Source organism: Cohaesibacter marisflavi, from assembly GCF_900115225.1.
In the GTDB taxonomy this organism is placed as follows: Bacteria; Pseudomonadota; Alphaproteobacteria; order Rhizobiales; family Cohaesibacteraceae; genus Cohaesibacter; species Cohaesibacter marisflavi.
The window spans coordinates 459398-471755 of sequence record NZ_FOVR01000002.1; the positions used below are offsets into that span (position 1 = coordinate 459398).

Sequence of the window (12358 nt, forward strand, 5' to 3'; positions counted from 1 at the left end):
TGGGGGGCTATCTTTCTGATCTATGGTGAATTTTGTTGCGAACCGCGTGCGGCACGGGGCCGCAGAAAGTGCGCCAGAAGATTTACCATTCTGTGCCAAACTCCTTGAAAATCATCGGGTTTAGCCCGAGCCTTGATATTTCAGAGCCGGAAAGACAGGGGCTAGTCCCGCCAATCCGGTTCCAACCGTTGACCAGAGATGATGAACGATCATAGCAAAGACCTGAAGCCGAGCCCGACGACAGAACAAGTCGCCCCCCCGTTGGCCCCCCCGTTGGCTCATGACGCCAACCATCCTCGGGCTGCGGCGGAAAGCAAGGCAAAGCCATCGGCTCTTGCGCGGACACTTCGCGGTGCGTTCAAACTCATTTTGCCTGTTCTTGTGATCGCCGCTGGCGGTTTTGTGGCTTGGCAAATGGTGGCCTCAAAGCCCGAGGTTAACCGTCGTCCTCCGAGCGAGAAGAGCTATGCGGTTGAAATCAAAGCCGCAGCCCCAGCAGCTCTTCAGCCCGATATCATTCTTTATGGCACGGTATCTGCGGCGCGTCCGGTAGAGCTGCGCGCGCTCGTTAGCGGTGAGGTGGTCTGGGTCAATCCGAATTTGCAGACGGGCCAGATTGTGGATTCCGGTGAAGCGTTGGTGCGCATCGATCCGTTTGATTATGAAGGGGCAGTCCGTGAAGCGGAAGCCAATCTCAGGGAAGCCGAGGCGCAATTGCGCTCCAGCGAAGTGTCCCTTGAAAGCGACAAGGTGGCTCTTGGGCGGCTCAAGGAACAGCTGACTCTGGCACAGAATGATCTGGATCGGGCCGAGACGCTGGCGGCCAGCGGCAGCCTCACGCAGCAAGCGCTGGAAACCCGCAGGCTGACCGTTTCCCAGCGGCAACAGAGCGTGGAAAGCCGTCAATTCAATCTCGAAGTACTCGCCTCCCAGATCGAACAGCAGAAAGCCAATCTGGAGCGGCTCGACTGGCGGCTTGAGCAAGCCCGTCGCAATCTTGCCAATACCACCCTCAATGCACCCTATCGAGGGCTGGTGCAGAGCAAATCGGTAGAGTTGGGCCGTTCTGTTTCGGGCAGCGACACCCTCGTGTCACTCTATGATCCTGATGAAATGGATGTCCGTTTCACCCTGTCTGACGCGCAGTATGGGCGGCTGACCACCCAAGGGGCGACACTGATCGGCCAGAGCATAACGGTCAACTGGCAACTTGGTGAACAGGTCAGACCACACCAAGCAACCATCACGCGGATCACCCCGGAGGTGAATGCTGCCAATGGGGGCATTGAGGTTTATGCCCGTCTTGAGCCCGATGCGGGGCTAAGGGCGGGTACCTTTGTTGAGCTGTTGGTGCCTGATCAGGTCTATGAAAACGCTATTTCCATCCCGCAGGCCGCGATTTATGGCGGCAACCGCGTCTATGTCAACGAAGAGGGGCGCATGGCCCCAAGGGATGTCAAGGTATTGGCCTATCTAGGCGATAATGCCCTGATCGATGGTGCAGCCTTCAAAGAGGGCGCCCAGATCGTCACCACCCGTGTGGCCGAGGCCGGTCCGGGCTTGAAGCTCGTTGTGCCCGCCATGGAAGAAAAGCGCCTTGAAGAAGGTTCTAAGAGTGGTGAGGTCGACGCCGCCGACAAGGGGAGGGCACCTCAATGAGCCGTTTTGACAAGGACGGCAAAGGGGGCATGGTCGGCTTTTTCGTGCATCACCCCAATGCTGCCAACCTGTTGATGATCATCCTGCTGGTGGCGGGCCTCTTCGCCCTGTCTCGTATGAACAGCCAGTTCTTCCCGACGATTGATTCAGATACCATCGAGATCTCCGTTAGTTGGTCTGGTGCCAGCGCTGAAGATGTCGAAGCCAACATTCTCGAGATCATCGAGCCCAAGGTGCGCTTCATCGATGGCATCGACAAGGTAACGTCCTATGCGCGGGAAGGCAGCGCCTACATCATCCTTGAATTCAAACAGGGCGTGGACATGCCGCAGGCCTTGCGGGATGTGGAATCCGCTGTTGATCTGATCAACACGCTGCCTGATCTTGCCGATGATCCGACGGTTTCCTATCGCCAGTTCCGCGATGATGTGGCCCGGCTGATCCTGTCAGGCCCCTTTGATGAAGCTTCACTCCGGGGATTTGCCAAGGAGATCCGTGATGATCTCATTGACAGAGGCATCGACACGGTTGATTTCACCGGCTTGCGGGATGAGGAATTCTTTGTCGGGCTTTCCGATTATGACATGCGCCGCCTCGGGCTGACCGTGCAGGATATCGGCAGCCAGATTGCCTCCAACAGTCGCGATCTGCCCTCTGGCAATGTGCAGGACGGTTTCGAGAAGCAGGTCCGCACGCTGGCCAACGAAGAGACGCCGGAAAGCCTTTCGGACATCAAGATCATCTCCGGCATTGATGGCTCCAGCGTGGCTCTGGGTGATATTGCCCGTGTCGAGCGACGGCTGGACCCGGATCAGGTGCGAGGCATTATGCGCGGCGAGTCCGCGATCCAGCTGATCGTTCGACGGGCCCCGTCTGCGGATTCGCTGGAAGCCTCGGCTATCGTCAACGATTATCTTAAATCCATCGAAGGCGTTTTCCCGCCGACCCTGAAGATTACCCAATATGACGCCTTGGCCGAAGCGCTGGTGGATCGCATCCTGCTGCTGGTCAAGAATGCCGCATCGGGTATCATTCTGGTCATGGTTATTCTGGCGCTGTTCCTCAATCTGCGCACGGCCCTTTGGGTCACGGCAGGCATTCCCATTTCCATGCTGGCTTCGTGCGTTGTACTGCTGGCGTTGGGCCAAAGCATCAACATGATGTCGCTCTTCTCCTTCATCATGATGTTGGGGGTTATCGTCGATGACGCCATCGTCGTAGGGGAGGAAACCACCACCCGCTATCAGGCCGGAGATCCCGGACCCGTTGCCGCACAAGGGGGCGGCAGTCGGATGCTGTTGCCCGTCACGGCAGCCTCGCTTACCACGGTCGCTGCCTTTGGCCCCATCCTGCTGATCGGCGGGGTAATCGGCCAGATGATGGGCGTTCTGCCCTTGGTCGTTATCGCCGTGTTGACGGCAAGCTTTGTGGAGTGTTTCTTCATACTGCCCGGCCATCTGGCGCACTCCATGACACCCAGCCATAATCGAAACTGGAGCGTGCGACGGGTCATTACCATTGGCCTTATTCTGCTGCTACCGATGGTGCTCTTCTATGGTCTTTCGCCCGAGATGGTGGGTAAATTCGGCGGTGCTACCCAGTCTCTCTGGCAATGGCTGCATGGTCTGTTTGCGGAAGGCAGTATGGTCGCGCTTTTGGTGTTCATTGCCATTGCTGCGGTTATCTCAACCCTTATCGAAGCGCTGCATGTGCGCAAACTACGCCGCACCGATTTCCGCGCCAACCATGGCCGCATGAGTGAGAGCGCTTTTCGCAGAAAGTTCGATAAGGGCTTTAATGCGCTAAGGGACGGTCCGTTCCGCAAGATTGTGACCCTGTCCTATGATTGGCGCTACACGACGCTGGCCCTCTGCATTGCCGCAATGACAATCATGGGCGGCCTTGTGGCGGGAGGACGCGTCGGCTTTGTCTTTTTTCCTTCGGCAGAGGCGGAAACTGTCACCATTTCCATGACCTTCAATGTGGGCATTCTGGAAGAAGACGCAGTAAAAATTGCCAAGCGTGTGGATGATGTCGTGTATCAAACCGAGCGGGAAATCGGCAAGGGCGAAAAACTTGTGATCGCTTCCTTCGTCACGCTGGGCCAGTCTGGTCGCACCACTGCTGACAATGTTGCTTCCCTGCGCCTGCGCTTGACGCCATCGGAGCAGCGCAGCATCCGCACGCCTGCCTTCATTCGCGCCCTTAATCGCAACATGCCTGACATGGCCGGCTTGAAGCGTGCCTCCATTCGCGGTCAGCGCGGCGGCCCTCCGGGGGCTGACCTGGATATCCGCCTGACGGGCGGCAGTCCTGATGTGCTCAAGCGTGCGTCGCTTGATTTGCAGGAACGCCTTTCCGCCTATCCCGGCGTCAGCGAGCTTGATGACAACATGCCCTACGGCAAGCCGGAACTGACGCTGGCCTTGACGCCTCGCGGCCGTAGCCTTGGCTTTACTGCCCAGACGGTGGGTGAGCAGGTGCGCGACCTGATTGAAGGTCGCACGGCCCGTAAACTGGCTATTCTGGATGAAGAGGTGGAAGTGCGTCTGAAGCGGCTTTCCCATGCCAATGTAGACAGTCTGCGCAGCCTTTGGCTAAGAAGCCCGCAAGGCACCTTTGTGCCTCTCACCGAGGTGGTTCAGATCGCCGACCGGCAAGGCTTTTCCTCCATTCAGCGCTTTGATGGCAAGACCACCATTGCTGTTACGGCCGATGTGGACGCAGAAGTGGTAACAGCAACGGAACTGGTCGCCGAGCTGGATCGGACCCTGATGCCTCAAGTCGCCAACCAATATGGCATCGATTATCATTTCTCCGGTCGGAACGAAGAGCGTATGGATGCTTTTGCCGATCTTCGCATCGGTTTGATGATTGCGTTGGCGGCGATCTATATCATTCTGGCCTGGATCTTTGCCTCCTACACGCGCCCCTTCGCGATCATGATGATCATCCCCTTCGGACTGGTTGGCGCTATCCTTGGGCATTATCTGCTCGGCTTCCAGTTGACCATCCTGTCCCTGATCGGCCTGTTGGGTCTTGCAGGCATTCTGGTCAATGACTCGATCATTCTGGTCAGCCGTCTGGATGAACGCATCGCCCATGGACAGACCCTGCGTCACGCCGCGATCGGGGCAAGTTGCGACCGTTTGCGCGCTGTCGTGCTGACCTCGCTCACCACGGTGGGAGGTTTGGCGCCGATGCTGTTTGAGACCTCGCCGCAGGCCCAGTTCCTCAAACCCATGGCGATCACCATCGTCTTCGGGTTGGCTGTGGCTACCCTGTTCGTGTTGTTTCTGGTGCCGAGCCTGTTTGGTGTCGGGGGAGACATCAAGCGTGGCCTGACCTTCCTGTTGCATGGCAGCAAAAGGCCAGCCGAGCATAGTCCGGCGGAGTAGCGTAAGGCCGGAGCAGTCTCTGCTGTGATAAGGTCATTTTACATAAAAACGCGCGAGGTCAGTGTGAGCTGACCTGCGCGCGGCTGAGTGCTCGTCCATTCTGCCGGTTGGGCTTCGGCCCTTTCACCGCCATTTTGGGGACACGGAGGCTGTGTGAAAGGCACGGACAAGCCAGCGAAGTAAGAGAACGCCATTCGTCGTTTCTTATACTTGATCGGCAAGATCCGGGGCCGCTTCATCAAAGCGGACAGCGCGCCGGTAAAGATGCCATGTGGCATGACCGAGCAATGGCAGGATGACCACCAAGCCAAGCAGGAACGAGGCCAGGCAGATCATCATCATAAAACCGATGAAGATGCCCCAGCTGATCATGACCTTCTTGTTCGACATAACGCATTTGATCGACGTGATCATGGCGGTGATGAAATCCACATCCTTATGCAACAGCATGGGAAAGGAAATCGCCGTTATCGAGAAAACCGCGAGGCTCAGAAGGGCCCCGATCAGATTGCCCGCCAGTAGAAACATGGCCCCCTGAGGTGTCAGCAGGATCGTGTCGATCAAGGCCGCCGGATTTACCGGATGCAGCCCGAAAAAGATCACATAAAGGAAAATCGCGATATCGATCCAGATGATGAAGGCAAATCCGGTGATCAGGGCCATCCAGCGAAGCTCTTTTGAGCGTTCGCCAAAGACGGCGCCGAAAATCTGGGCCGGGGCAATCTCAAGCCCTTCTTCACGGCGGCGGCTGACTTCATAAAGGCCGGCAGCCACAAAAGGCGCGATGAGGGCAAAACCAGAGGCCAGCGGATAGACCAGATAGGGCATGTTGTACGCTGATAGCATCCAGAAGAGAAACCAGCCGCCCAGAGCATAAAACCCACCAAAGAACAGACCATAGGGAGCGCTGCCGCGAAAATCCCGCAAGCCCGCGCTAAGCGCTTCGGATAGATCATCCATGCTGAGCGGCTGCAACACCGGCTTTTTGGCACGGCTGTCTGTCGGCCTGCCCGGTGTGGACGATAAAGCTGAAAAATCCTGAGCAACGTCGGTCACGTTCATCCTCTCGCAAAATGCTGGCGGTGGCGACATGCTTGGCTTCCTGCGTGTCTTGTCCGCCATTCCCTCATGTTTGAAAGAGAAGGCTAACGCGAAACAGGTGCGACAGAAAGTCGCAATTGGTTCTAATCTGAACAAGATGCAAACAAAAAAGCAACGGAACCTCGATTCCGATTGGGCTTAAGCTATTGGGTAAAAATCATAAAAAGGAGAATGCGTCGCCAGCCGCAATCTGCAACTGGCGCTTGTGACTCACAAAAAGTTTATCTTTTCGGACGAGGTTCTGCCTGTGACGCGCAGGTGAAAGAGCCCGAACCTGGCCTCAGGCTTCAAACATGCTGGCCGCCATTGATATGGATTTCCGCGCCGGAAACATAGGAACTGGCCTCCGTGCAGAGATAATAAATGGTGTCTGCCACTTCTGAAGGCTGGCCCAGCCGCCGCATGGGGATCGTTTCAACAATCTTTTCCGTACCCGGAGAAAGAATGGAGGTGTCGATTTCTCCCGGCGCAATGGCGTTGACGCGAATACCGTGAGGGCCGAAGTCGGCGGCCATTTCTCTGGTCAGAGAGGCGAGAGCTGCTTTGGAGGTGGCATAGGCAGCGCCTGCATAAGGATGCACGCGCATGCCCGCAATGCTGGTTACATTGACGATGGACCCCTGTGCCGCCTTCAGTTCGTCGATCAGGCCACGGGCCAGCATGATGGGGGCAAAGAAGTTGATGGCAAACACCTTGTGCCAGAGGTCTAGCGGTGTCTGCAACGTGTCAAGCCGCTGGCTTTCCTCATCCTTGGGGCTGATGGCGGCATTGTTGACCAGCGCGTGCAGCTTGCAGTCATGGGTCTTCAGCCGTTCCTTGATCACGCCAATGGCCTCGTCAATGGTCGCCGGATTGGCCAGATCCACCTGAATATGGTTCTCTTCGCCCATCGGCCAGGGGCACTTGTCCGAGAAGGCATGACGAGAGCAACTGAAAACGCGCCATCCAGCGTCAGAAAAGCGTTTGACCGTTGCATGCCCGATGCCGCGGCTGGCGCCAGTGAGCAGCAGGGTTCTGTTTTCGGAAGGCTCCATGATGTTTCCTCATTGATGAGTGTGCCTTCATTCTAGATATGGTTCCGCTGCCTATTTGCCAATGGCTACCATTGACCCTATATGACACTGTACGCGACACGCACATGCAATCCGCCAGCAATAAACGGGCCTTTGATGTTCATTTGCCACTGTAACAAAATTACCGATCATGAGATTCTCGAGATAGCGGACAGGCTTGCCAAAGAGGATTCTGACGCCCCGATCCATTCCAACCAGATCTATCAGGGGCGCGGCTGTAAGGCCAAATGCGGCTGTTGCCGTCCGATGATTGAAGCAATTCTTCTGCAGAATGGTCATGATGTTGCCATTGCCCGTACCGATGAGATTGCCCGCGCCAAGCAACCCAGCTTCCATGGTGCGCCGAATGATTGCCCCGGCTTCTCCTGAAATCTTTGCCAGATTCAGGAGGGAGTTTTTGACCGGATCGTCAGGGCGTGGTTTAATTTCTTCTCGGTGACTCGGGCCAGGCTTCTTTGCGCATTGGAGTGTGCGGGCTGAAGGCTGCACATGCAGCTGACCGCGTAGGCGTGAGGCAAGCAGAGACATCGACCAGACACAAGACCGGCCATTTTCGCATAATTCGACCTTGAAACCTGACAATTACATTCAAAGGGACCATCATGAAGGGCAACGAGACAGTAATTGAATATCTAAACAAGGGCTTGCGCAGCGAATTGACAGCAGTCAGCCAATATTGGCTGCATTACCGTCTACTGGAAGACTGGGGCTTTTCGAAGATGGCGGCCAAATGGCGCGAGGAATCCATCGAGGAAATGCAGCATGCTGATAAATTCATCGAACGCATCCTGTTTCTGGAAGGGCATCCGAACCTACAGATGCTCGATCCCCTGATGATCGGCCAGTCCATCAAGGAAATTCTTGAAAGTGACCTGAAGGGCGAAGTCTCTGCACGGACCCTCTATAAGGAAGGGCGCGACGCCTGCAACGATGCTGGCGACTATATCAGCATGAAGTTGTTTGAAGAGCTGATGGCAGACGAAGAGGGCCATATCGACTTCCTCGAAACCCAGCTCAATCTGCTCGAAACGCTCGGCAAGGAAAAATACGCCCAATTGCAGGCTGATAACGCCGGAGCTGCGGAGGACTAAGCGCCTTTCGCTCAAGTCCCCTTTATCGATTGACCAAATGTCATCAAGCCCCGTTGCCTGTCTGGCTGCGGGGCTTTTCATTTGGTGTTGATACCAAAGGGAGAGATCAACCGCGTTTCAACCACTTGTGAATTGACCGTGTAGTGTGGAAGCTGAAACAAACAGCAAAGCAAAACACAAGCTACCGCAAGTATAATGCGGATCAAGAACAGGAGAGATTGCCATGATCGCACGGCCTTTGACTGCGGGCTATTCCAAGGCGCTTATCACTGCCCTTCCCCCCCGCCAAACGCGTTTGACTGTCTTGAAAAAGGCTGTGCTGGCCGCTGCCTTTGCGGCCTTACCATCCATGGTGCAGGCCGGAGCCGTCAATGTAAAAGACTGGCCTGCCGTGTTGGAAAAAGCCAAGGGGCAAACGGTCTATTTCCACGCATGGGGCGGTGCTGATCGCATCAATGCCTATATCGATTGGGCCGGTGCGAAGGTGAAAGGGCGCTATGGCGTCACCATCAAGCATGTCAAGGTGGGGGACACGGCCAATGTGGTTTCCCAGATCATCGCAGAAAAAGCAGCTGGCAAGGAAGACGGTGGCTCGGTTGATCTGGTCTGGATCAATGGCGAGAATTTCGCATCTCTTAAGGAAAAGGGATTGCTATTGCCCATGAGCTGGGCGCCGGATCTGCCCAATTATCAATTTGCCGATGTCAAAGGCAAGCCAACCCTTACGACAGATTTCACCGTGCCCACCGATGGGCTGGAAAGCCCCTGGGGTATGGCGCAGCTGTCTTTCTATTATGATAGCGCCATCACTAAAGAGGTGCCAAAGTCTGCCACAGCATTGCTCGATTGGGCCAAGGCGCATCCGGGGCGTTTCGCCTATCCGAAGCCGCCGGATTTTATCGGCTCCACCTTCCTCAAGCAATTGGCGCTTGAGCTGGCTGATGATCCGTCCGTGCTCTCCCGTCCGGTGACAGAGGAAAATTACAAGACCGTGTCCGATAAGCTCTTCGCCTATCTGGATGCGTTGCATCCCTATCTCTGGCGCGAAGCCAAGGCCTTTCCGGACAATGTGTCGAGCCTTAAGAATTTGCTGGCCGATGGCGAAATCGAAATCGCCTTCACCTTCAATCCCGGTGATGCCTCTGCTGCCATTGCCAATGATGAATTGCCCGACACGGTGCGCTCCTTCACCTTTGAGGGAGGCACTATCGGCAACAGCCATTTTGTGGCCATTCCCTTTAACGCCAATGCAAAGGAAGGGGCGATGGTACTCGCCAACTTCCTGCTTTCCCCCGAGGCGCAGGCTCGCAAGCAGGACCCCTCCATCTGGGGCGACCCAACGGTTCTGGATATCACCAGCCTCCCCAATGAGGACAAGGCTCGCTTTGATGCGTTGGAGCTTGGTGTGGCGACGCTGAAGCCGGAAGACTTCGGCCCCGCTCTGCCAGAGCCCCATGCCTCATGGATGGAGCGGCTGGAGAAAGACTGGACCAGCCATTACGGCGTGCAGTGATTGCACCAGGAGAAACAAACAAGCAGGTGCAAACTTGAGGCCAGCAATCCGGCCAGTCCCTGATCAGAACGAGACCCCACCATGCGCTTTCGGCCCCTTCATAGTGCCCCGATGCTGATCAGCCTGCTGATGCTTGGGCCGGTTTTGGCCGGATTGCTGGGCGCGCTGTTGCCCACCTTTGGCTGGTTGCCGGTGCTGGGGGGCGATAGCCTGACTTTGGAGCCCGTGCGGGCGCTTCTTGCGACACCGGGCCTTGCACGCTCGATCGCACTGAGCTTGGCAAGCGGACTATTGGCGACCCTGTTGGCCATGCTGATGGTGATCGGCCTGCTCAGTGCTTGGTCCGGTACACGGCTGTTTCGCTGGATGGTGCGGATGATCTCGCCGCTGCTCTCCATTCCCCATGCGGCGACGGCGCTCGGATTTGCCTTTTTGCTGGCCCCATCGGGCTGGATCGTGCGGATGATCTCTCCAGAACTGACCGGCTGGAGCCGGCCGCCGGACTGGTTTTTCCCTCATGATCCTTATGGTCTTGCCATGATTGCGGGACTGACGATCAAGGAATTGCCGTTTTTGCTACTTGTCAGTCTTGCCGCTCTGCCACAGATTGAGCCGCGCCGGACGCAAAATCTTGTCCGCAGTCTTGGCTATGGGCCGATGGTCGGCTGGGTGCATGCTGTCTGGCCGCGTCTCTATCGACAGATCCGCCTGCCGATCTTTGCTGTCATCGCCTATGCTTCGTCCGTGGTGGATGTCGCCCTCATTCTGGGGCCAACCAACCCGCCGCCGCTGGCGGTTCAGCTGGTGCGCTGGATGAGTGACCCGAACCTATCGATGCGTTTTCTGGCGTCCGCTGGTGCCATCCTGCAATTGCTTGTTACGCTGGCCGCGCTGGGGATCTGGTGGGGCGGAGAAAGGATGGCCAGCCGGTTGCTTGGCTGCCTTGTCCAATCCGGCTTGCGCTTTCAGCGAGACGAGTGGGCCCGACGCCTTGCTGCATCGCTCAATGTAGCTGCCGTGTTGTTGATGCTGTTAAGCCTTGGGGGCCTTGTGCTTTGGTCTTTTGCGGGCTTCTGGCGATTTCCCGATGCGGTTCCCGTCAGCCTTTCCCTTAATACATGGATGCGGCAGGGGCCGATGCTTATGGAGCCGCTCTACAACGCCGTGCTCATTGGTGGACTGGCGACCGTTGTCGGCATTGTCATGACCCTTGCCACGCTGGAAGCGCAAAGCCGCATGGGCAAACGATCCGGGCGCAGCGCCATGGTGATCCTCTATCTGCCACTGATCGTGCCGCAGGTCGCCTTTCTGTTCGGATTGCAGTTGATCCTGCTGACCGTCAACGCCAGCTATGCACTCTGGGCGCTGGTGTTCGGCCACCTGATCTTCACCTTGCCCTATATCTTTTTGTCGCTGAGCGACCAGTGGCATGTCCTTGATCCGCGCTATATGCAGATGGCAACGGCCCTTGGCCGCAGCGCGTGGGCCATTTTCTGGCGGGTGCGCCTGCCGATGTTGCTTCGCCCCATTTTGACGGCGGCGGCTGTAGGCTTTGCTGTCTCTATCGGGCAGTATCTGCCAACGCTGCTGATCGGTGGCGGACGCTGGGAAACCATCACCACCGAAGCTGTGGCCTTGAGCGCGGGAGGCAATCGGCGCCTGATCGGCGTTTATGCCCTCATGCAGATGCTGCTTCCTTTTGTGGGATTTCTCATTGCCACACTGATCCCGACCCTGTTCTATAAAGACCGGCGTGGTATGACACCGGCCGACCGCTGATCTGCTGCTTTTTCTAACAAAGCAGCGCAGCAGCAAGAGAAGATTTCAAAGAGACCTGTATGACGAACACACAGACCAACAGAATGCCGCAAGAGCCGATGATGCTCGAAGAGGTGAAAATTCGTCTTGCGGGCGATTGCCTGATCCATCTTTCTCTGTCTGTTGCCGCTGGCGAAGTGGTGACCATAATGGGGCCGTCCGGCTCAGGAAAATCCACGTTGCTGGCCTATATAGGCGGATTCCTGCCTCCCGCCTTTGAGGGGGAGGGGCGGGTGTGGCTCGATGGCAAAGATGTCTCTTCCTTGTCAGCAGAGCGGCGCCATATCGGAATTCTTTTTCAGGATCCCTTGCTCTTCCCTCATCTCTCCGTCGGCGGCAATCTGGCCTTCGGACTGACCCGTGCCGTCAAGGGACGGGCTGCAAGAAAGGCCAGTGTTTGCGAGGCGCTGGAGGCCATCAATATGGCTGGCTTTGAAGGGCGCGATCCTGAGACCCTCTCTGGCGGTCAGAAGGCACGGGTCGCCTTGGCGCGCACCCTGCTTTCCCAACCGCGCGCTCTGTTGCTGGATGAACCTTTCTCCAAGCTCGATGCAGATTTGCGCGTCCGTATGCGACATCATGTGTTCGAACGGGCGCGATCAGAAGGGCTGCCTACACTGTTGGTGACCCATGACGAGGAAGACGCCAGAGCAGCGCAAGGGCGCATCATTCGCCTTGCACCAAACGGCATGGTTGGATGAATTT

At 56.8% G+C, this 12358-nt stretch carries 9 protein-coding genes; 7 read left to right on the forward strand and 2 right to left on the reverse strand.

The window, feature by feature from the left end; genetic code table 11:
• The first annotated feature begins 198 nt into the window (after nt 1-198).
• Together BM258_RS05455 and BM258_RS05460 are read left to right on the forward strand one after the other, a co-directional pair.
• On the forward strand, nt 199-1659 hold the full coding sequence (locus BM258_RS05455) for an efflux RND transporter periplasmic adaptor subunit (protein ID WP_090069772.1): 1461 nt from the start codon (nt 199-201) through the stop codon (nt 1657-1659).
• Nucleotides 1656-5057, forward strand: a complete 3402-nt coding sequence (locus BM258_RS05460) for an efflux RND transporter permease subunit (RefSeq protein ID WP_090069774.1) — start codon at nt 1656-1658, stop codon at nt 5055-5057. The genes BM258_RS05455 and BM258_RS05460 overlap by 4 nt, the downstream gene beginning before the upstream one ends.
• 204 nt (nt 5058-5261) lie before the next feature.
• On the opposite strand, the gene BM258_RS05465 is transcribed toward BM258_RS05460, so the two are convergent.
• Nucleotides 5262-6149 carry a DUF2189 domain-containing protein gene (locus tag BM258_RS05465; RefSeq protein ID WP_175527933.1) on the reverse strand — a complete coding sequence of 296 codons (888 nt, stop codon included), beginning with the start codon at nt 6147-6149 and terminating at the stop codon, nt 5262-5264.
• 296 nt (nt 6150-6445) lie between these two features.
• Nucleotides 6446-7192, reverse strand: coding sequence for an SDR family NAD(P)-dependent oxidoreductase (locus tag BM258_RS05470; RefSeq protein ID WP_090069778.1), 747 nt, complete (start codon nt 7190-7192; stop codon nt 6446-6448).
• Between the two features lie 81 nt (nt 7193-7273).
• On the opposite strand from BM258_RS05470, the gene BM258_RS24230 reads away from it, so the two are divergent.
• From BM258_RS24230 to BM258_RS05495, 5 genes are all read left to right on the forward strand, one after another.
• Nucleotides 7274-7600 (forward strand): (2Fe-2S)-binding protein, encoded by a 327-nt coding sequence (locus tag BM258_RS24230; RefSeq protein WP_139229206.1) that lies wholly within the window; start codon nt 7274-7276, stop codon nt 7598-7600.
• Between the two features lie 233 nt (nt 7601-7833).
• Nucleotides 7834-8322 (forward strand): bacterioferritin, encoded by a 489-nt coding sequence (gene bfr / locus BM258_RS05480; RefSeq protein WP_090069782.1) that lies wholly within the window; start codon nt 7834-7836, stop codon nt 8320-8322.
• Nucleotides 8323-8545: 223 nt separating this feature from the next.
• A complete protein-coding gene (locus tag BM258_RS05485; RefSeq protein WP_090069784.1) occupies nt 8546-9835 on the forward strand; it encodes an ABC transporter substrate-binding protein in 1290 nt (429 codons plus the stop codon).
• 81 nt (nt 9836-9916) lie between these two features.
• Nucleotides 9917-11614 carry an ABC transporter permease gene (locus tag BM258_RS05490; protein WP_090069787.1) on the forward strand — a complete coding sequence of 566 codons (1698 nt, stop codon included), beginning with the start codon at nt 9917-9919 and terminating at the stop codon, nt 11612-11614.
• Nucleotides 11615-11673: 59 nt separating this feature from the next.
• Nucleotides 11674-12354, forward strand: a complete 681-nt coding sequence (locus tag BM258_RS05495) for an ATP-binding cassette domain-containing protein (protein ID WP_244544601.1) — start codon at nt 11674-11676, stop codon at nt 12352-12354.
• The last annotated feature ends 4 nt before the right edge of the window (nt 12355-12358 follow it).

What these genes read in the sequence shown, in the direction of transcription:
- BM258_RS05495 (WP_244544601.1), top strand. Translation starts at nt 11,674, where the DNA reads ATGACGAACACACAGACCAACAGAATGCCGCAAGAGCCGATGATGCTC.
- bfr (WP_090069782.1), top strand. Translation starts at nt 7,834, where the DNA reads ATGAAGGGCAACGAGACAGTAATTGAATATCTAAACAAGGGCTTGCGC.
- BM258_RS05490 (WP_090069787.1), top strand. Translation starts at nt 9,917, where the DNA reads ATGCGCTTTCGGCCCCTTCATAGTGCCCCGATGCTGATCAGCCTGCTG.
- BM258_RS05465 (WP_175527933.1), bottom strand. Translation starts at nt 6,149, where the DNA reads ATGTCGCCACCGCCAGCATTTTGCGAGAGGATGAACGTGACCGACGTT.
- BM258_RS24230 (WP_139229206.1), top strand. Translation starts at nt 7,274, where the DNA reads ATGACACTGTACGCGACACGCACATGCAATCCGCCAGCAATAAACGGG.
- BM258_RS05455 (WP_090069772.1), top strand. Translation starts at nt 199, where the DNA reads ATGATGAACGATCATAGCAAAGACCTGAAGCCGAGCCCGACGACAGAA.
- BM258_RS05470 (WP_090069778.1), bottom strand. Translation starts at nt 7,192, where the DNA reads ATGGAGCCTTCCGAAAACAGAACCCTGCTGCTCACTGGCGCCAGCCGC.
- BM258_RS05460 (WP_090069774.1), top strand. Translation starts at nt 1,656, where the DNA reads ATGAGCCGTTTTGACAAGGACGGCAAAGGGGGCATGGTCGGCTTTTTC.
- BM258_RS05485 (WP_090069784.1), top strand. Translation starts at nt 8,546, where the DNA reads ATGATCGCACGGCCTTTGACTGCGGGCTATTCCAAGGCGCTTATCACT.